Annotated in this window: 18 protein-coding genes; 11 read left to right on the top strand and 7 right to left on the bottom strand. The window is 61.1% G+C overall.

Annotated elements, in window-relative coordinates:
* The first annotated feature begins 59 nt into the window (after positions 1-59).
* Complete coding sequence (locus ABVN19_RS14540; RefSeq protein ID WP_028945349.1) at positions 60-803, top strand: DUF599 family protein; 744 nt, start codon at positions 60-62, stop codon at positions 801-803.
* A gap of 73 nt (positions 804-876) precedes the next feature.
* On the opposite strand, the gene ABVN19_RS14535 is transcribed toward ABVN19_RS14540, so the two are convergent.
* A complete protein-coding gene (locus tag ABVN19_RS14535) occupies positions 877-1,146 on the bottom strand; it encodes a hypothetical protein (RefSeq protein ID WP_028945348.1) in 270 nt (89 codons plus the stop codon).
* Between the two features lie 155 nt (positions 1,147-1,301).
* On the opposite strand from ABVN19_RS14535, the gene ABVN19_RS14530 reads away from it, so the two are divergent.
* The 4 genes from ABVN19_RS14530 (at position 1,302) to ABVN19_RS14515 (ending at position 5,030) form a co-directional block, all read left to right on the top strand.
* A complete protein-coding gene (locus ABVN19_RS14530) occupies positions 1,302-1,778 on the top strand; it encodes a PaaI family thioesterase (RefSeq protein ID WP_028945347.1) in 477 nt (158 codons plus the stop codon).
* The gene (locus ABVN19_RS14525) at positions 1,775-2,236 is read left to right on the top strand and encodes a PaaI family thioesterase (protein ID WP_028945346.1); all 462 of its coding nucleotides are present in this window, start codon (positions 1,775-1,777) and stop codon (positions 2,234-2,236) included. Before ABVN19_RS14530 ends, ABVN19_RS14525 begins: the two co-directional genes overlap by 4 nt.
* Positions 2,237-2,341: 105 nt before the next feature.
* Positions 2,342-4,246, top strand: coding sequence for a molecular chaperone HtpG (htpG, locus tag ABVN19_RS14520; protein WP_028945345.1), 1,905 nt, complete (start codon positions 2,342-2,344; stop codon positions 4,244-4,246).
* 58 nt (positions 4,247-4,304) lie between these two features.
* Complete coding sequence (locus ABVN19_RS14515) at positions 4,305-5,030, top strand: dienelactone hydrolase family protein (RefSeq protein WP_028945344.1); 726 nt, start codon at positions 4,305-4,307, stop codon at positions 5,028-5,030.
* 76 nt (positions 5,031-5,106) lie between these two features.
* On the opposite strand, the gene ABVN19_RS14510 is transcribed toward ABVN19_RS14515, so the two are convergent.
* On the bottom strand, positions 5,107-5,967 hold the full coding sequence (locus tag ABVN19_RS14510; protein WP_028945343.1) for a pirin family protein: 861 nt from the start codon (positions 5,965-5,967) through the stop codon (positions 5,107-5,109).
* Between the two features lie 115 nt (positions 5,968-6,082).
* Between ABVN19_RS14510 and ABVN19_RS14505 the strand changes: the two genes are divergently transcribed.
* From ABVN19_RS14505 to ABVN19_RS14495, 3 genes are all read left to right on the top strand, one after another.
* Positions 6,083-7,090, top strand: coding sequence for an amidohydrolase family protein (locus ABVN19_RS14505; RefSeq protein ID WP_028945342.1), 1,008 nt, complete (start codon positions 6,083-6,085; stop codon positions 7,088-7,090).
* Between the two features lie 67 nt (positions 7,091-7,157).
* Entirely contained in the window at positions 7,158-7,622 is a 465-nt protein-coding gene (locus tag ABVN19_RS14500) for a DUF3859 domain-containing protein (RefSeq protein WP_105641551.1), read from the top strand.
* A gap of 139 nt (positions 7,623-7,761) precedes the next feature.
* A complete protein-coding gene (locus ABVN19_RS14495) occupies positions 7,762-9,387 on the top strand; it encodes a methyl-accepting chemotaxis protein (RefSeq protein WP_028945340.1) in 1,626 nt (541 codons plus the stop codon).
* 95 nt (positions 9,388-9,482) lie between these two features.
* Here ABVN19_RS14495 and fabB read toward each other — a convergent pair whose 3' ends face one another.
* The 5 genes from fabB to ABVN19_RS14470 all read right to left on the bottom strand — a co-directional run bounded on the left by fabB (position 9,483) and on the right by ABVN19_RS14470 (position 16,374).
* Entirely contained in the window at positions 9,483-10,703 is a 1,221-nt protein-coding gene (fabB, locus tag ABVN19_RS14490; RefSeq protein ID WP_028945339.1) for a beta-ketoacyl-ACP synthase I, read from the bottom strand.
* An 11-nt stretch (positions 10,704-10,714) separates the two neighbouring features.
* Positions 10,715-11,230: a 3-hydroxyacyl-[acyl-carrier-protein] dehydratase FabA gene (fabA, locus tag ABVN19_RS14485; RefSeq protein WP_028945338.1), complete on the bottom strand. Its 516-nt coding sequence runs from the start codon at positions 11,228-11,230 to the stop codon at positions 10,715-10,717.
* 211 nt (positions 11,231-11,441) lie between these two features.
* Positions 11,442-13,367 (bottom strand): response regulator, encoded by a 1,926-nt coding sequence (locus ABVN19_RS14480; protein WP_028945337.1) that lies wholly within the window; start codon positions 13,365-13,367, stop codon positions 11,442-11,444.
* Complete coding sequence (locus tag ABVN19_RS14475) at positions 13,364-14,263, bottom strand: ABC transporter substrate-binding protein (protein WP_105641550.1); 900 nt, start codon at positions 14,261-14,263, stop codon at positions 13,364-13,366. Before ABVN19_RS14475 ends, ABVN19_RS14480 begins: the two co-directional genes overlap by 4 nt.
* Positions 14,263-16,374, bottom strand: coding sequence for a TonB-dependent receptor (locus ABVN19_RS14470; RefSeq protein WP_105641549.1), 2,112 nt, complete (start codon positions 16,372-16,374; stop codon positions 14,263-14,265). Before ABVN19_RS14470 ends, ABVN19_RS14475 begins: the two co-directional genes overlap by 1 nt.
* 171 nt (positions 16,375-16,545) lie before the next feature.
* Between ABVN19_RS14470 and ABVN19_RS14465 the strand changes: the two genes are divergently transcribed.
* From ABVN19_RS14465 to sixA, 3 genes are read left to right on the top strand one after another with little or no spacing between them, the layout of a single operon-like run.
* The gene (locus tag ABVN19_RS14465; protein WP_028945334.1) at positions 16,546-17,571 is read left to right on the top strand and encodes an NAD(P)H-dependent glycerol-3-phosphate dehydrogenase; all 1,026 of its coding nucleotides are present in this window, start codon (positions 16,546-16,548) and stop codon (positions 17,569-17,571) included.
* A gap of 15 nt (positions 17,572-17,586) precedes the next feature.
* Entirely contained in the window at positions 17,587-17,934 is a 348-nt protein-coding gene (locus tag ABVN19_RS14460) for a DUF4389 domain-containing protein (RefSeq protein WP_028945333.1), read from the top strand.
* Positions 17,931-18,386 (top strand): phosphohistidine phosphatase SixA, encoded by a 456-nt coding sequence (gene sixA, locus ABVN19_RS14455; RefSeq protein ID WP_028945332.1) that lies wholly within the window; start codon positions 17,931-17,933, stop codon positions 18,384-18,386. Before ABVN19_RS14460 ends, sixA begins: the two co-directional genes overlap by 4 nt.
* Positions 18,387-18,458: the final 72 nt, after the last annotated feature.

The raw sequence follows: 18,458 nt of genomic DNA, 5'->3' as shown, positions 1-18,458 counted from the left end.
AACGTCGAAAGGCGATCAATGCGCTTTACTGTGCACGAAACCTTTTACCGGAACCTTGAATGAGCTTCATACAAAGTAACCTGATCCATTTTCTGGCAGCCTGCTGGTTTGTGATTTGCTGGGGCGGCTATACCCGCTACGCCACCTGGAAGGGGCGCGACACGGCGTGCCTGGCCAGTGTGATGCACCTGTACCGTGAAGACTGGATGCGTCGCATGCTGATGCGCGACAACCGAATTGCCGATGCCAGTGTGATCGGCAACCTGGAGCGCAACGCCTCGTTCTTCGCCTCCAGCACCCTGATTATCCTGGCCGGTATTCTCACTGTACTGGGCGCATCGGATCGTGCGGTGTCGCTACTGGCAGACCTGCCGCTAGTGCAGCAGGCGTCCCAGGGCATGTCGGAAATCAAGCTGCTGTGCCTGGCGACCGTTTTTGTGTATGCCTTCTTCACCTTCAGCTGGTGCATGCGCCAGTACAACTTCGCCGCGGTACTGGTGGGCTCTGCGCCGATGATCGGTGAGCGCCATGTCAGTGAGCTGGAGCGCAAAGCGTTTGCCCAGCGCGGAGCGCGGGTTATTTCGATGGCGGCCAACCAGTTCAACTTCGGCCTGCGCTCTTATTACTTTGGCATGGCAATGCTCAGTTGGTTTATCAGCCCGTGGTTGTTCATGCTGATGAGTACCGGTGTGGTACTGGTGCTGTACCGTCGCGAGTTTCATTCCGATGTGCTGGAGGTGATGGTATTTACCCCCACCGAAGCACCCGTTGCCGAGACAGCAAAAGAGACAAGTGCGAACTGAATCGATTAATCCGGTTCCGGTGGCCATGAAAAAACCCGACTGAAGTCGGGTTTTTTCATTCTGGTGCGCGTGCTTATTTAGCAGGCTCAGCTGGCGCTGGAGTGGCCGGAGCAGCAGGAGCGGCTTCTTCAGCGGCTTTCTGTTGCGCTTCAGCACTGTCTTTGGCAGCTTCAGCGTTTTCTTTTGCAGCTTCGTTCACTTTATCCTGAGCTTCGTCCATCTTCTGCTGAGCGTTCTCGGTATGTTGCGCAGCATCCTGAGCCTTGTCTTCGCTGGCTTTATCGCAAGCAGCGAGACCCAGGGCGGCGGCCAGCATTACGGCAAAAGCAAAAGGTTTACGCATGGGGTGTTTCTCCTTGTGGGAATAAGTTGCTTGTTCCTTTGAGCGCAAGTAATCAAAAGAAGTTCCGTTCGTGTTAAAGATATATAACGTGTGGATATATATAGACTTTTTTTCAGCCTTGTGCGTTGCCTCAATCATCCTGAAGGCCTGATGAAATGAATGACAATCCATTGATGGCCATGGCGGAGCGTTTTCTTTCTGCCTTGCGTCATTGCCAGCTGTTGCAGATGCGTGTGCATCACGCTGACGCTCAGGGCATGACCCTGATACTACCTTACTCGGCCAACATTGTAGGCAATCCTCAGACCGGCGCCATTCATGGCGGCGCACTGACCACACTGATGGACACTACCTGCGGCATGGCTACCCTCTGTGCGTTGAAAGAGTTCGAGGTGTGTCCGACCCTGGACCTGCGCATCGACTACATGCACCCGGCCAAGGCCGGCCAGGATATCTACGGCTATGCCCAGTGCTACCGCGTGACCCGTGACGTGATCTTTACCCGTGGCATGGCGTATCAGGACGACCCCGAGCAACCGATTGCCCAGGTGGTAGGAACCTTCATGCGACTGGGCAAGGGCGTGAAGGGTGGCCTGAACTTCGGCAACCGTCTTAAGGGTGGTGCGCAATGATTCCGCCAGAAGTCCACCAGCAATTGCGCCAGGCTCATGCCGAAGGCAATTACCAGCCGCTGCTGCAACTGATTCCCTACGCCGGGTTGATCGGCATTCAATGCAGCCGCCAGGGCGATGACTTGCTGTTCTGCCTGCCTGCCAACAAGGACAACATTGGTAATCCACTGCTGCCGGCCATTCACGGAGGGGTGATCGCAGGCTTCATGGAATTGTCGGCAGCGTTGTACTTGCTGATCTACAGCGAAAGCGCCGCGATCCCGAAGATCATCGATTTTTCCATCGACTACCTGCGCGCCGGGTATTTTCGCGATACCTACGCCCAGTGCCAGCTTTGGCGCCAGGGGCGGCGGGTGACCAACGTGGCGATCACCGCCTGGCAGGGCAGCCAGGACGAACCGATCGCCACGGCCCGAGCACATTTCAAGGTCGAAGAAATGACCTCGCCCTTGAAATAGCGTCCCGTGCCCCCATCTGCAGGACATCCCGCCGTAAAAGCAGGCTTGGGCCATAGGGCTCGCCTGCCGAGCGACAACTGCCATCAGATTGGAGTGTTGAAGACCATGAGTGTGGAAACTCAAAAAGAAACCCTGGGCTTCCAGACCGAGGTGAAGCAACTGCTGCACCTCATGATCCATTCCCTGTATTCGAACAAGGAAATCTTCCTTCGCGAACTGATCTCCAACGCCTCCGATGCCGTCGACAAGCTGCGCTTCGAGGCCCTGGCCAAGCCTGAGCTGCTCGAAGGCGGCGCCGAGCTGAAAATCCGTGTCAGCTTCGACAAGGACGCGAACACCGTCATCCTCGAAGACAACGGCATCGGCATGAGCCGCGAGGACGTGATTACCCACCTGGGCACCATCGCTAAGTCCGGCACCGCCGACTTCATGAAGAACCTCAGCGGTGACCAGAAGAAGGATTCGCACCTGATCGGCCAGTTTGGCGTGGGCTTCTACTCGGCCTTCATCGTCGCCGACCAGGTTGATGTATTCAGCCGCCGTGCGGGCCAGCCCGCCGCCGAGGGCGTGCATTGGTCGTCCAAGGGCGAGGGCGAGTTCGAAGTCGCCACCATCGACAAGCCCGAGCGCGGTACCCGTATCGTCCTGCACCTGAAAAAGGGTGAGGAAGAGTTTGCTGACGGCTGGCGCCTGCGCAATATCATCAAGAAGTATTCCGACCACATCGCCCTGCCGATCGAGCTGCCAAAACAGGTCGAAGCCGCCGAAGGTGAAGAGAAACCAGCCGAAGAGTGGGAAACCGTCAACCGCGCCAGTGCCCTGTGGACCCGTCCGCGTACCGAGATCAAGGACGAGGAATACCAGGAGTTCTACAAGCACATCGGCCACGACTTCGAAAACCCGCTGGCCTGGAGCCACAACAAGGTCGAAGGCAAGCTTGAGTACAACTCGCTGCTGTACTTACCGGCCCGTGCGCCGTTCGACCTGTACCAGCGCGAAGCGCCACGCGGCTTGAAGCTCTACGTGCAGCGCGTGTTCGTCATGGACCAGGCCGAGTCGTTCCTGCCACTGTACCTGCGCTTCATCAAGGGTGTGGTCGATTCCAACGACCTGTCGTTGAACGTCTCGCGGGAAATCCTGCAGAAAGACCCGATCATCGACTCGATGAAGTCGGCCCTGACCAAGCGCGTTCTGGACATGCTCGAGAAGCTGGCCAAGAACGAGCCTGAGCAGTACAAGGGCTTCTGGAAAAACTTTGGCCAGGTCATGAAAGAAGGTCCGGCCGAAGACTTCGCCAACAAGGAGAAGATCGCCGGCCTGCTGCGCTTTGCCTCCACCAGCGATGACAGCGGCGAGCAGAGCGTGTCGCTGGCCGACTACCTGGCCCGTGCCAAGGAAGGCCAGGACAAGATCTACTTCCTCACCGGCGAGTCCTACGCGCAGGTCAAGAACAGCCCGCACCTGGAAGTCTTCCGCAAGAAAGGCATCGAAGTGCTGCTACTGACCGACCGTATCGACGAGTGGCTGATGAGCTACCTGAGCGAGTTCGACGGCAAGAGCTTTGTCGACGTAGCTCGCGGTGACCTGGACCTGGGCAAGCTGGACTCTGAAGAAGACAAGAAAGCCCAGGAGGAAGTCGCCAAGGAGAAAGAAGGCCTGGTGGAGCGCCTCAAGGCCGCGCTGGGCGAAAACGTCAGCGAAGTGCGTGTATCGCACCGCCTGACCGACTCGCCTGCAATCTTGGCGATCGGCGAACAGGACCTGGGCCTGCAGATGCGTCAGATTCTTGAGGCGAGCGGCCAGAAGGTACCGGATTCCAAGCCTATCTTTGAATTCAACCCCGGCCATCCGCTGATCGAGAAGCTGGACAACGAGCAGAGTGAAGACCGTTTCGCCGACTTCTCGCACATCCTCTTCGATCAGGCCGCCCTGGCGGCGGGTGACAGCTTGAAGGACCCGGCGGCGTACGTTCGTCGCCTGAACAAGCTGCTGGTCGAATTGTCGGCTTAAGTAGAGTCAGGAAAGCCCGCTTCGGCGGGCTTTTTTCATGGTGCAAGGAGAGGACTGCATGAGCAAAGTCACAATCGAGTCGCTGGTCTATCATGTTGCCGGCAAAGCCTATGAGAGTCGCCTGGTCTACACCCAGGGTGCCTCGGGACAACCCGGGCTGCTGATGGCGCCCAACTGGATGGGGATTGGCGAGGGCGCAGAGCGTATCGCCAAGGAGGTTGCCGCCCAGGGCTACGTGGTGTTGATCGCTGACCTCTATGGCCAGACGCTGCGCCCCTCGAACATGGATGAAGCCGGGGCGGCGATGACACCGCTCAAGGATGACCGTGTAGAGCTGCGCAAGCGCATGAAAGAGGCGCTGGACCAGTTGCTCGGTCAATCCAGGGCTGTGCTGGAACCCGGCAAGCTGGCGACATTCGGTTTCTGCTTCGGCGGTTGCTGCGCACTGGAACTGGCGCGCATGGACGAGCGCTTGCAGGCAGCCGTCTCGTTCCACGGCACCCTGGACACACCGCTGCCGGCACAGGAAGGCAAGGCCAAGGCGTCGATGCTGGTGCTGCATGGCGCTGCCGACCCGTTGGTGCCTAAAGCGCAACTGCCTGCCTTCGAGGCGGAGATGGATGCGGCAAAGGTCGACTGGCAACTGGTCAGCTATGGCGGTGCGGTGCACTCGTTCACCGACACGGCGGCCAACATCCCCGGCAAGATGAAGTACGACGCGCGCACGTCCAAACGGGCGTTCAGAGCGATGTTCAATTTGCTGGATGAAGTGTTCAAGGTATAAGCCGGATCGCGGCGCAAGCGCGCTCCCACAGCTATTTAGCCGTTGGTGGGAGCGGGCTTGCCCCGCCATCAACTCATCAGGGTAGCTCGATCCGCTCACGTTCCCCTGGCACAGTCGGCCAATCGCCCGCCGCCCAGCGCGCCCGGGCCTGATCGATCAAGGCCGGATCACTGGCCACAAAGTTCCAGTTCATCCGCCGCGGCCCGTCCAGCGGAGCGCCACCGAACAGCACCAGCCGGCTTTCGCTGTCGGCGTACAGGCTCATCTCTTCAGCCTCCGGCAGTATCACCAGGCTGTGCGGCTCAATCGGCTCCTCGTTCAGGCTCACATCCCCCTCCAGCACATACAGCGCGCGCTCGGCATGTTCAGTGGGAACGGTCAGGGTCGTGGCGGACTGCATCTGTACCAGGGCATACAGGGTGGGCGAGAGCACGGGCACCGGCGACTGCAGGCAGAAGCCACTACCGGCAATCATGCGGATGCTCACGCCCAGGCTGTCGCTGACCGGCAAGTTGGTGGCCGGGTGATGGCTGTAGTGGCTTTCGCCCTGTTCAGCCTCCTTGGGTGACGCCAGCCACACTTGCAGGCCATGCAGTCGCGAGCCACTTGCCAGCAGGTCGGCGGGGGTTCGCTCGACATGGGCGATGCCGCGCCCGGCAGTCATCCAGCTGACTTCCCCGGCCTTGACTCGTTGATCGGAGCCCAGGCTGTCCTTGTGCAGCAGCTCGCCTTCAAACAGGTAGGTGAGGGTAGACAGGCCGATATGCGGGTGCTGGCGAATGTTCACGCCGCTACCCGGGGCGTAGTCGGTTTCAAGCATGTGATCGAAGAAAACGAACGGCCCCACGCTGCGACGTTGCGCCGAAGGCAATGGGCGCAGGATAGGTTGTCCTTCGACGGATTCAGCGCGAGGACGGATGACCAGGGGAATGCTCACGGTGGGCTCCAGGCCGGGAATGATTGCCTGGATCATAGCCTGTTCGCAGCCACGGCTGAACTGTGCGGCGCCGCAGCCGGTCTACCCTGTCTGAATCGCCAGGAAGGAATGTGCAATGTTCGCCAAAGGGCTGGGCTGGGTGCTGTTGATGGGGTTGACCCTGCAAAACGTACAGGCGCGGGAATACCACTACAGTGATGCGCACCTGCACTACGTGGATTTTTTCCAGGAAAGCGAAGGCATGGATGCGTTGCTCAAGGCGATGGATGAGGCGCGTATCGACCAGTCGATGATTTCTGGCATTCCGGTGGCAAAAAAATGGCATGAGGATGAACCCAAGCGCCCGCGCTACTACGCAGGCGACGATGCCGATGCCTACTGGTACAGCGCTACCGATATCTATGTGGCCGCCGCCCTGCAAAAGCTCACGCCGGCCCAGCGTCAGCGATTTCATCCGTTTCTCACCGGCTTCAATCCGGTAGACAAGAACGCCGTGGCGCACATCGAGCGCATGCTCGAGTTGCATCCGGGATTGTGGCAGGGCATTGGTGAGGTGTTTACCCGTCATGACGACCTCACGGCCCTCACCAGCGGCGACACGCCCCGGGCCAACAACGAAGCCATGACCCGCATCTATCACCTGGCGGCCGAGCAGGACTTGCCGGTGCTGATCCACTCCAATATCACCTCCAAGCGCGAGCGCAATCCGCTGTACCTCGCGGAAATCGAAGAGCCGCTGCGCAATCATCCGCACACGCGCTTCATCTGGGCCCACGCCGGCACCAGCATGGAGATCCATCGCCACCAGACGCAGCTGGATTTTCTCCTGCCAACCTTGTCGCGCATGCTCCAGGACTATCCCAACCTGTACATAGACCTGTCCTGGAGCGTGCTGCAGCCTTACCTGCTGGACGACAAGGGCAAGCCCCGTGAGCAGTGGCTCAGGTTGGTCGAACGCTTCCCGGAGCGCTTCATGCTCGGTTCCGACGTGGTGGGGAAGTTCGGTAGCCTGGGCGAGCAGATGCACGGCTTTGATGTGTTCCTTGATGCTTTGCCTGAAGACGTGGGGCGCAAGGTGGCGCGGGACAACTTTCTTGCCGTACTGCCCAGGCCGCGTGAGTGACGTGTTTGTCATCAGTCTGTCATGACCGTGTCATAGCCTGCCGCCATCAACCCTGATGGAGTGCATCATGTTTTTCAGTCGTTTCAGCGCTGTGTGCGGGCTTTTGCTGGTCAGTGGCCTGACCAGTGCCGAGGTTCGCGTCCAGGGCCCTATTGAGTACGGTCTGTTTGAAACCCGACACCAGAACTTCCAGCCCGGCGAGCGGGTGCTGACCATGAGCAACCAGACCATCCAGCAAACCGAAGAGATTCCGGCGCGCCTGGGCAGCAAGTTCGGCATGCGCTATCGCCTGGAGGGCAAGGTCGCCGAAGACACGCCGCTGATCCTGCTGTACCTCACCCCAGGCGTACGCACCCCCGACGGCAAGCGCCATGACAAATTCGAAGTGGTGCAAAAGCTGGTGCCTGGCGCTGCCCAGGATGTGATGGCCTATGAGTTCACTGAAAACCACGAAGTGGTACCGGGCCAATGGCATTTCATGGTGTTCCAGGGCGATCGCCTGCTGGCCGAGCAGCGCTTTACCGTGCGCTGAGCCAGGGCGCAGTTGGCAGTGTGATGATAAGGCACTTTGATATCAATTTTTCGTCTTACGCAAATTCTCCACTGGCCGATACCTTCTAGAAGCAAGGACTGCTGCATCGCATTGCGGCGCTTTCGGAAGGAGCCAGTGTATGAGTTTGAGAAACATGAATATCGCGCCCAGGGCTGGCCTCGGTTTTGGCCTGGTCGCGCTACTGGTGGTTGCCTTGGGTGGGTTTGCCTTGCTGCAAATGACCAGCATGCGCCAGCAGTCCGAGCAGGTCGACAGCAACTGGCTACCCAGTGTGATTGCAGTAGGGCAGATGGCTCAGGACACCATGCGCATCCGGGCCTTGACCTTGCGCCTGTTGATCAATCGTGATCCCCAGGCGCTGCAGCAGAACAAGGAGCGTGTCGAAGAGATCAAGGCCGGCCTTGGCAAGGCACAGCAGCAGTACCAGGCGCTGATCGTCCTGCCTGAGGAGCAGGCCCTGTTTGATCGCTACCTGAATCTTGAGCGCCAGTACTTCGGTTTGCAGGCCCAGGTGACGCAGCTCTCGGCGCAAAACCAGGTCGAGGCGGCCATTGCCCGGGTCAACGGTGAAATGAACCAGCTGGCCGACCAATTGACCGCCACGCTCAACGAGTTGATTGCTCTCAACCACCACCACGCCAACACCGCCACCGACCTTGCCGAGGCGGTGTTCCAGAGTGCCCGGGTATGGGTGGTTGCATTGCTGGTGGCGGCGCTGGTGCTGACGGTGATTCTTGCCCTGACCTTGACCCGCAGCATCGTTCGGCCTCTGGGCCAGTCGTTGCAAGTGGCCGAGGTGGTCGCCACCGGTGACCTGACCCCGCAGATTTCTGTACAGGGCAAGGACGAGCCGGCGCGCTTGCTGGCAGCGCTCAAGCAGATGCAGCAGAGCTTGCGCGACACCATCGGGCGAATCTCCGACTCGTCCAATCAGTTGGCCTCTGCCTCCGAAGAGCTGAGCGCAGTGACCGATGACGCTACCCGCGGCTTGATGCAGCAAAGTCAGGAAATCGAGCAGGCTGCCACGGCCGTCAACCAGATGACCACGGCGGTGGAGGAAGTGGCGAGCAACGCCGTGGCCACCTCAGAGGCATCTCGAGAGTCGGACCGGATTGCCCGGCAAGGTCGTGAGCAAGTGCGCCTGACTGTTGCTTCGATCGAATCGCTGGCGGCGGGTGTCACCTCCAATGCCGAGGAGGTGGAGCAGCTGGCGCAGCAGGTGCATGGCATCACCAAGGTGCTGGATGTGATCGGCGCCATTGCCGAGCAGACCAACCTGTTGGCACTCAATGCTGCCATCGAGGCTGCCCGCGCCGGTGATGCCGGGCGCGGCTTTGCCGTGGTGGCCGATGAGGTGCGGGCGCTGGCGCATCGTACCCAGCAGTCGACCCGGGAAATCGAGCAGATGATCGATGGCATCCAGCAGGGTACCGACCGTGCGGTGTCGGGGATGCAACAGAGCAACGAGCGCGCCCGTATCACCCTGGACGGTGCGCACGCGGCTGGGGTTGCGCTGGATGAGATCACCACGGCCATCAGCCAGATCAATGAGCGCAACCTGGTGATTGCCAGTGCGTCCGAGCAGCAGGCGCAGGTAGCGCGGGAGGTGGATCGCAACCTGACCAACATTCGCGATCTGGCGCTGCAGACGTCGGCGGGGGCTAACCAGACCAATGCGGCGAGCCAGGCATTGTCGCAGTTGGCGATCGAATTGAATGGGCTGGTCGGGAGGTTTTCAGTGTAGGCGCGGTGGTGCGGCGTTTCGACTTGCCCCGCGATGGCGACACAAACAAAAACGCCCCGAACCAGTCGGGGCGTTTTCACATAAGGGGCTGGCCCTTATTTACCTTCCCAGCGCTTGAGCACCAGGGTGGCGTTGGTGCCGCCGAAACCGAAGCTGTTGCTCATCACGGTATCGATCTTGGCGTTTTCCTGGGTCTTGGTCAGGATCGGCATGTCGGCAACCGCAGGGTCCAGTTCGTCGATGTTGGCGGAGCCGGCGATGAAGTTACCTTCCATCATCAGCATGCAGTAGATCGCTTCGTGAACGCCGGCGGCGCCCAGGGAGTGACCGGACAGGCTCTTGGTCGAGCTGATGGCCGGGGCCTTGTCGCCGAATACTTCACGAACGCCCTTGATTTCGGCAACGTCACCGACCGGGGTCGAGGTGCCGTGGGTGTTCAGGTAGTCGATCGGGCTGTCGACGGTGGACATGGCCATCTGCATGCAGCGGATGGCGCCTTCGCCGCTTGGGGCGACCATGTCGTAGCCGTCGGAGGTAGCACCGTAGCCGACGATTTCGGCGTAGATCTTGGCGCCACGAGCCAGGGCGTGTTCCAACTCTTCAACCACGACCATGCCACCGCCGCCGGCGATAACGAAGCCGTCACGGTCGTTGTCGTAGGCGCGGGAGGCCAGTTCCGGCGTGTCGTTACGCTTGCTGGACAGAGCGCCCATGGCGTCGAACAGGAACGACTGGCTCCAATGTTCTTCTTCACCGCCACCGGCGAAGACGATGTCTTGCTTGCCCATCTGGATCTGTTCCATCGCGGTACCGATGCAGTGTGCGCTGGTGGCGCATGCCGAGGCGATGGAGTAGTTCAGACCCTTGATCTTGAACGGGGTGGCCAGGCACGCCGAGACGGTGCTGCTCATGGTCCGGGTGACGCGGTACGGGCCGACGCGCTTGACGCCTTTTTCGCGCAGGATGTCCAGCGCTTCCATCTGGTTCAGGGTCGATGCGCCGCCGGAGCCTGCGATCAGGCCGGTACGCGGGTTGGACACCTGTTCTTCGGTCAGGCCCGAGTCCTTGATCGCGTCGGCCATTGCCAGGTAGGCATAGGCAGCGGCGTGACCCACGAAACGGAAGACTTTGCGGTCGATCAGTTCTTCGAGGTTGAGGTCAATGGAGCCGGAAACCTGGCTACGCAGACCCATTTCGGCATATTCCGGGTTGAATCGGATGCCAGGGCGGCTTGCACGCAGGTTGGCGGAGACGGTCTCTTTGTCATTGCCCAGGCACGAAACGATGCCCAGACCAGTGATAACGACGCGGCGCATGCGGATAACCCTTAGAAGTTGTCAGTGGAGGTGAATACGCCGACCCGGAGGCCTTCGGCGGTGTAGATCTCGCGACCGTCGACGCTGACCGAACCATCGGCGATGGCCATGTTCAGCTTGCCCTTGAGGACGCGCTTGATATGAATGTTGTAGGTGACTTTCTGGGCGGTCGGCAGGACCTGGCCAAAGAATTTCACTTCACCCGAACCCAGGGCGCGACCGCGGCCTGGCAGGCCTTGCCAGCCGAGGAAGAAACCGACCAGTTGCCACATGGCGTCCAGGCCCAGGCAGCCTGGCATCACCGGATCACCTTCGAAGTGGCAGGCGAAGAACCACAGGTCCGGATTGATATCCAGCTCGGCGACCAATTCACCTTTGCCGTACTTGCCGCCTTCCTGGCTGATGTGGGTAATGCGATCCACCATCAGCATGTTCGGGGCGGGCAGTTGCGCGTTACCTGGGCCGAACAGCTCACCGCGACTGCAGCGCAGCAGGTCTTCCCGAGTAAAGGCGTTTTGTTTGGTCATGCGAGCTCCTCAATAGTCCCCGTGCGGCAGGGGGCAAATCTTCCCGGCCGACCCAAAACGCTTGTGCTTGGGGCGGCAGCCTACACATAGACTATTGCGTTGTAGTGAAAGTCACAGCGCACGGGGCAAAGAAGTACACTTGTGCACTGAAATTTTATTTTCAGGCCTTTCGAGGGGCCTGTCCAGTCCATAAGACTGCCGCAATTTCAGATTAATCGCCAGTCGCAGCTGACTGATCGGGCAGCCATCGCAGAAGAATCTGCTGCAGATCAGTCCGTTTGAATGGCTTGGCCAGGTAATCGTTCATGCCCGCGTTGAGGCAGCGTTCACGATCGCCCTGCAGGGCATTGGCCGTCAGGGCGATGATCGGCATGGCAGCGGCCTGGGGCAGCTGGCGAATGCGCCGGGTGGCTTCATAGCCGTCGAGAATCGGCAACCGGCAATCCATGAGGGTGGCGGCAAAGCGCTGGCGGGCGACCTGGGTCACTGCCTGGGCGCCGTCCACGGCCACGCACACCTCGAATCCCAGGCTGCGCAACATGGCTTCTATCACGGTCTGGTTCACCGGGTTGTCCTCCACCAGCAGGATGCGTCGGCCCTGACCTTCGTCTTCAGGGTCGCCGAGCAGGCTGGGTACGTGGGCCGAGGGCTTGTCTGCCAGTGCCAGCGGCATCTCCAGGGTGAAGGTCGAACCCAGGCCTTCACGGCTTTCGCCGCGCAAGGTACCGCCCATCCGTTCGGCCAGGGTACGGGCAATCGACAGGCCCAGGCCCGTGCCGCCATAGCGGCGGGAGATCGAGCTGTCTGCCTGCTGGAAGGCAACGAACATGGTTTCCAGGCGTTTGCTGTCGATCCCGATACCGGTGTCGTGTACCGCACAGCCGAACCAGATCAACTGGCGGTCGAGTACCTGCCAGCGCGGCTCGATGCGCACACTGCCGTGCTCGGTGAACTTCAGTGCATTGCCGACCAGGTTGAGCAGGATCTGCCGGATGCGTGTCGGGTCGCCCACCACATGAAGCTGCTCCATGCCAGGTGGCAGCAGCAGGACGAGGTCCAGGCCGCGCTGGGCTGCCAGGTGCTGGAAAGACTGCACGCTGCTGCCGATCAGTTCGCCCAGATTGAAGTTGATGTGTTCAAGCTCAAGGTTGGTACGCTCGATCCGCGAGAAGTCGAGAATGTCGTTGATCACTTTGAGCAGATGGCCGGTCGACTCGCTGGCCACCTCGGTGTACTCGGCCTGTTCTTCGCTCAAGGCCGTGGTTTCCAGCAATTGCAGCATGCCCAGTACGCCGTTCATGGGCGTGCGCAACTCATGGCTCATCATGGCCAGGAAATCGGACTTGGCCTTGTTCGCCTGTTCAGCCTCTTCGCGGGCCTGGATCAGTTGTGACATCGCCTGCTGCTGCTCATGGCTGGCCTGGGCCAGGGCGCAGGCGAGGTTGTTGATGTGCTGGGCCAGATGCCCCAGTTCACTGTCATCGACCACAGGCAGAGGGGCGTTGAAATCGCCTTGCTGGATGGCCTTGACCGCATGCCCCATCTCGCTGATCGGCTTAGCCAGGCTCATGGCCAGGCGCCTGGCCAACAGAAAGGTAAAGAGCAGGGCGAACAAGGCAAGGATCGCGGCTTTGATCACGATCTCCTGCTGGCGCTGGCTGAAGGCGTCATTGGACATGCCGACGATTACCCGGCCCAGGTAGTCGTCACCGATGTTCTTCACCGGTGGTTTGCTGTTGTGCAGAAAGTCGTTGTCCAGGCGAATCTGCTGCAGGCGGATGGGGGCCTGGAACACCTCGACCTGCTGGGCGCGATTGGCGTGTTCATCCGGCTGCTCGACATACACCAGGATATGGTTGCTGCTGTCCTGGACCTCGAGAAAACGTACGTGTGGGATGCTCAAGGTGGCGCGCATCAGGCTTTCGAGCACTTCATCGTTTCCGGCGATCACACCATACTCGGAGGCCGGCGCCAGTTGGTTGGCAATCAGTTGGCCCGTGTGGTTGAGCTCCTGGCGCAGGTCCTGAATGCGCACGAAGGTGAAAAAGCTGATCAGCAGCAAGGTCAGCAACAGGGCTGGGCCCAGGCTGATGATCTGCGTGCGGGTGTGGATGTCCCAGCTCAGGCGTCGCCTCATGGTCTGCGTTCTCCTTCGGCCAGGGCCAGGGCCTGCGCGGCGGCCAGCGGATCAATGGTTTCAACCCCCAGGGCACGGGCGACCTGCTGGTTGCCGACGACGTGGAAGTGCGTCGGGTACTGGGCTCGGGGCCATTTGCCGGGTGATTGGTCGAGCAGGCGGTCAAGCACCGCCAACCAGTCGTCCTGGTCGCTCAAGGTACTGGCCAGGCTACCGGCACGGACAAACCCGGCCGTGGGGCCGATCAGTGCCATTTGCCGGGCGTAGCTGCTGAGTAACAGATTCTTGGCCGTCTTGGGGCTGTACAGCTGGGGGTCGTCGATGCCCAGCAGTACATCGCTGTTTTGCAGCAGGGTTTGCAAAGGGCGACTGTCGCGCAAGTCTGGCCAGGCCTGGGCGACGATCTCCAGGCCCATGGGCTGGGCGGCGCGGCGTAACTCTTCGAGCAAGAACTGGCTGTGTTGGCCATACAGCACGCCAATGCGGCGGGCTTGGGGCAGCAGGTAGCGGGTCAGGCGCAATTGGCGATCCAGTGGCGGGTCGCTCCAGAGCAGGCTCAGGTAAGCCGGACGCAGTTTGCCCAGGCGTTTTTCCGCTTGCACTCGGCTTACGCGCAAGGCAAGGGCCGGTGGCCCGGGGTTTTCGCTCAGGCGCCACTCGAGACTGGCACTGTCGAGCAGAATCAGGCGGATGGTTGGGTCGAGCTTGGCCGGGCGGCCAAGTTCATCGACCGGCACGAAGCGGACGATGTCGGCGGGTCGGCGTTCGCGCAGCGCTTGTACAAATTGCTCGACGCTGGGGCCGTCCTGGCTCGCGGTGAGCAGGATTTCACTGGCCCACGGTCCGCCCAGAGGCCACAAGCAGATGAGCAACAGCCAGCGCCGCACAAGGTGCATCAGAACGTCAACTCCGCACTGAAGTACAGCACGTGACGGCTGTCGTAGTAGTTATCGACGTTGCTGGTGGGCTCATCGTCCAGGCGCTGCTGCAGCATGCCCGCCAACTCGAGCTGGGTGCGATCCCATGTGATTTGCCTGGCAACGCGCAGGTCCACCCGCTCGAAGCGGTACTGGTTGAGCGCGTCGTCACCGTAATAGAAGAGGGCGCTGGACCAGCCTCGGCCCCAGTTGCGCAGCCAGCCGGCCGAACCACTGTTGTGTGCGCTCATTTGCCGGTCGGCAGCGTTGCTGGCCCAGGCATCGACGTGAGCGTAGGTCAGGCGAAAGCGATCGGCCAGGCTCAGGTGCCAGTCCATCTGTGCCTCGGTTCCGCTGAAGCGGGCTTTGTTGCTGTTGCTGGCAATGTATTGGTTGTTGCGCAGCGGCTCACTGATCATGCCGGTGATTTCGTCGTAGAACAGCTTGAGGTCGACGCTGATATCGGCGTCGGCGAAGTAACCGTTATAGCCCAGTTCTCGCGAGCGCATGTGCTCCTGGTCGAGGTCGCCCGGCCCACGGGTCCTGACGAAGTAGCGCGCGCTGTTCTGGCCGAAGGCTGCGGGGCTCAGGTTATTGACCTGGTAGCTCCAGTTGACGTTGTTCTCGAACATGTCGGGTGAGCGTACCGCCTCGGAGTACACCGCACGCAAGCCATGGCGCGGTGTGATCAGGTAGTTGACTGCCACGCGCGGCGTCAGCGAACTGCCGGACAGCCGGGCATCTTCGAACATTGCTCCGCCCTGGAGGATCCAGTGCTCGCTGGCACGCCACTCAAGGTGGCCGAACAAGCGCCAGGTGCTGTCGTCCAGGCTGCCATTGAAGAAAGTCTGCGAATCGGCCCGGTCATAGCGGTAATTGACACCGCTGACCAGGCGCAGGCTGTCGGACAGGCTCAGGGTGTCCTGCAGCTCAAGGTCCATGCGGGTTTCCCGGGTGCTCTGGTCGATGTCGCCACACACCTGTTCAGAGCCATCGTTGCGCCATTGTTGCTGGGCCTCGCTTGCCAGGGCGTACTTTTCAGGGCTGGCAGGGGGTAGCGGGGCGAGGATGTTGCGCGCCACCTGCTCGGCGTAGTTCGGGTCGAGCTGCCACAGGCGGGTCAACTGCGGGCTGAACGACAACGCGGCATCACAGGCGCGCCATACCTGCTTGCGCTCCCAGTGCTGGGTCGTGCCTTGCACGTACAGGCTGTGCTCCGGATTCAGATCGATGTTCCAGCGCACCGAGCCTGCATAGTTCTTGGCGTTGGCATCGGAATTGTCACCATTTTCGGTGACACCATAGAACACCGGCTGATAGGTGTAGGGGCGCTGGTTGCTGCCTTCTTTGACCGCCAGTTGCCAATCCAGGCTCTGGTTGCTCGCCAAGGCATGACTGACACTGAGGTTAAGTCGATTGAGCCGGCGGCTGTCACGGTAGTCATTGCCGTGGCGGTCTTCGTCGAAGCCGTCGTCCTGCATGCCGGAGAGCGACAGGCGCAGGTCGCCATCTTCCCAGCCTGTTCCCTGGCTTGCGTACCAGTCGTTGATCCCGCGCTGACCGCGGGTGACTTTCAGGCGCGTGCCGTGGCTGTCGGCCGGTTTGCGGGTAAGGATGTTGACCACCGCCATCAGCGCATTGGCGCCGTAGCTGACGGTGTTGGGGCCACGAAACACCTCGATGCGCTCGATGTCTTCCATGGCCAGGGGGATGTCGCTCCAGTCGACCGTGGCCAGGCCCGCGCGGTATACCGAGCGACCGTCGATCAACACCTGCATGCGCCTGGCGTCGTTGACGTTGCTGCCGTGGTAATTGACCGTCGGCTGGTTGGCGGCGCCGTAGCCGATCATCATCCCCGGCACCAGGCGCAACAATTCAGGGACATCGCGGGCGCCGCTGGCGCGAATCAAGGTGCTGTCGAGCACGGTCATGCTGCCGGGTACGGCTGCCGGCGACTGTTTGAGCCGGGTGGCAGTCAGTACCTGGGGCACGGCCTGGGTGTCTACGAACAGGTCGTCGGCTACCGCAGGGGCGCTCAACAAGGCGGTCAACAGTACAGCTGGGCGAGAGGAGGGCGGGCCAAATGACACGGCGTGGCCTTGGTATCGGGTTAAAGCCGGGCATGTTAACCGAGTGGCCAGTATTTTTCAGTCGCGGGCAGGGCAATGTACGCGTCAATTTGCTGATGTGGCGCTGGTCCTGGCCTTGTCGCTCCGTATAATGCGAGGGTCGCCACTATTATTGGTTTTAACGGATTGGATATGACTGAACAGCAGCCGGTTGGAGTTCTGGGAGGCGGGAGTTTCGGTACCGCCGTGGCGAATCTGCTGGCGCAAAACGGCATCGCGGTACGCCAATGGATGCGCGACTCCGAACAGGCCCAGGCCATGCGCGACAACCGGGAAAACCCGCGCTACCTCAAGGGGGTGAAGATCCACCCGGGTGTCGAGCCGGTCAATGACCTGCTGGCCACGTTGAACGATTGCGAACTGATCTTCGTCGCCTTGCCCTCCAGCGCCTTGCGCAGCGTGCTGGCACCGCATGCGCAGCTGCTAACGGGCAAGATGCTGGTCAGCCTGACCAAGGGCATCGAGGCACAAAGCTTCAAGCTGATGAGCCAGATTCTCGAAGAAATCGCGCCACAAGCACGCATCGGCGTGCTGTCGGGGCCCAACCTGGCTCGCGAAGTGGCCGAGCATGCCCTCACCGCCACCGTGGTGGCCAGTGAAGACGAAGCGCTTTGCCAGCGCGTGCAGGCCGTACTGCACGGGCGCACCTTCCGCGTGTACGCCAGTAGCGACCGCTTTGGCGTCGAGCTGGGCGGAGCACTCAAGAACGTCTACGCGATCATTGCCGGCATGGCCGTGGCTCTGGGCATGGGCGAGAACACCAAGAGCATGCTGATTACCCGCGCGCTGGCCGAGATGACCCGCTTTGCGGTAAGCCAGGGCGCCAACCCCATGACCTTCCTCGGGCTGGCCGGTGTCGGTGACCTGATCGTGACCTGCTCCTCGCCCAAGAGCCGCAACTACCAGGTAGGCTACGCCCTGGGGCAAGGCTTGAGCCTGGAAGAGGCGGTCAATCGCCTGGGCGAAGTCGCCGAAGGGGTCAATACCCTCAAGGTGCTGAAGGTAAAGGCGCAACAGGTGCAGGTGTACATGCCCCTGGTGGCGGGCTTGCATGCGATCCTGTTTGAAGGTCGCACCCTGACCCAGGTCATCGAGCTGCTGATGCGCGCCGAGCCGAAAACCGATGTCGACTTCATCTCCACCAGCGGTTTCAACTGAGTACAGGAGCAACACATGAACGAATCCCCCAACCAGGCCCGGCGCGAGTCGATCATATTGCGCGTGCTGTGGATGCTGGTGTTTTTGCTGGTGTGGCAAGTGGCGCAAACCCTGCTGGGCGGCCTGGTGCTGGTGCAGTTGATCTACCGTCTGATTTACGGCGCACCCAGTGCCAGCCTGATGAACTTCGGCGACAGCCTCAGCCAGTTCCTGGCACAGATCGGCCGCTTCGGCACGTTTCATACCGACCAGAAACCCTGGCCGTTTGCCGACTGGCCGGCGCCTCGCGCTCCAGAGGGTGAAGCGGCCCATAGCGTGCCGTCGGCAGCGCACCCGGCGCGTGACGAGGAACCCAAGCTGTGAAGCTCTGGGTATTGCGCCACGGCGAAGCCGAACCCCGCGCACGTAGCGATGCCGAGCGCAACCTCACGGCCCACGGTCGTGAGCAAGTGGTGCGCAGCGCGGCCCAGCTGTTGGGCCAGCCGTTGCAGGCAATCCTGGCCAGCCCCTATGTGCGGGCGCAGCAAACTGCGGCATTGGTCCACGAGGCCCTGGGCTTCGGCAAGCCGGTGGTAACAGTGCCCTGGCTCACGCCAGACACCGATCCGGGCCAGGTCATTGCCGCGCTCGATAACCTGGGCCTCGAGCATGTATTGCTGGTCAGCCATCAACCGCTGGTAGGGAACCTGGTCGGCATCCTTCAACACGGCCATGCCCGTGCCACCGAAGGCATGAGCACCGCGAGCCTGGCTCAACTCGAAGGCGACTGGCCGCTGGCCGGCTTGATGACCCTGCGTAGCATGACCCACGCCTGACGGCTGCCCCTCGGGGCACCCGGGTTACAGGGCCTGGCGCTATTGACCGGAGTGCCGTCGCCGATGGCTGTT

The sequence above is a fragment of the Pseudomonas vranovensis genome (genome assembly GCF_040438935.1).
GTDB classification, from domain to species: domain Bacteria; phylum Pseudomonadota; class Gammaproteobacteria; order Pseudomonadales; family Pseudomonadaceae; genus Aquipseudomonas; species Aquipseudomonas vranovensis.
Note: the sequence above shows the minus strand (reverse complement) of the source record. Positions and strands in the feature narration are given on the sequence as shown.

Bases quoted from the DNA above. Each gene is read 5' to 3' on its own strand.
- ABVN19_RS14540 (WP_028945349.1), top strand. From the start codon at position 60: ATGAGCTTCATACAAAGTAACCTGATCCATTTTCTGGCAGCCTGCTGG.
- ABVN19_RS14535 (WP_028945348.1), bottom strand. From the start codon at position 1,146: ATGCGTAAACCTTTTGCTTTTGCCGTAATGCTGGCCGCCGCCCTGGGT.
- fabA (WP_028945338.1), bottom strand. From the start codon at position 11,230: ATGACCAAACAAAACGCCTTTACTCGGGAAGACCTGCTGCGCTGCAGT.
- ABVN19_RS14465 (WP_028945334.1), top strand. From the start codon at position 16,546: ATGACTGAACAGCAGCCGGTTGGAGTTCTGGGAGGCGGGAGTTTCGGT.
- ABVN19_RS14480 (WP_028945337.1), bottom strand. From the start codon at position 13,367: ATGAGGCGACGCCTGAGCTGGGACATCCACACCCGCACGCAGATCATC.
- ABVN19_RS14460 (WP_028945333.1), top strand. From the start codon at position 17,587: ATGAACGAATCCCCCAACCAGGCCCGGCGCGAGTCGATCATATTGCGC.
- ABVN19_RS14500 (WP_105641551.1), top strand. From the start codon at position 7,158: ATGTTTTTCAGTCGTTTCAGCGCTGTGTGCGGGCTTTTGCTGGTCAGT.
- ABVN19_RS14525 (WP_028945346.1), top strand. From the start codon at position 1,775: ATGATTCCGCCAGAAGTCCACCAGCAATTGCGCCAGGCTCATGCCGAA.
- ABVN19_RS14530 (WP_028945347.1), top strand. From the start codon at position 1,302: ATGAATGACAATCCATTGATGGCCATGGCGGAGCGTTTTCTTTCTGCC.
- ABVN19_RS14475 (WP_105641550.1), bottom strand. From the start codon at position 14,263: ATGCACCTTGTGCGGCGCTGGCTGTTGCTCATCTGCTTGTGGCCTCTG.
- ABVN19_RS14515 (WP_028945344.1), top strand. From the start codon at position 4,305: ATGAGCAAAGTCACAATCGAGTCGCTGGTCTATCATGTTGCCGGCAAA.
- ABVN19_RS14505 (WP_028945342.1), top strand. From the start codon at position 6,083: ATGTTCGCCAAAGGGCTGGGCTGGGTGCTGTTGATGGGGTTGACCCTG.
- htpG (WP_028945345.1), top strand. From the start codon at position 2,342: ATGAGTGTGGAAACTCAAAAAGAAACCCTGGGCTTCCAGACCGAGGTG.
- fabB (WP_028945339.1), bottom strand. From the start codon at position 10,703: ATGCGCCGCGTCGTTATCACTGGTCTGGGCATCGTTTCGTGCCTGGGC.
- ABVN19_RS14495 (WP_028945340.1), top strand. From the start codon at position 7,762: ATGAGTTTGAGAAACATGAATATCGCGCCCAGGGCTGGCCTCGGTTTT.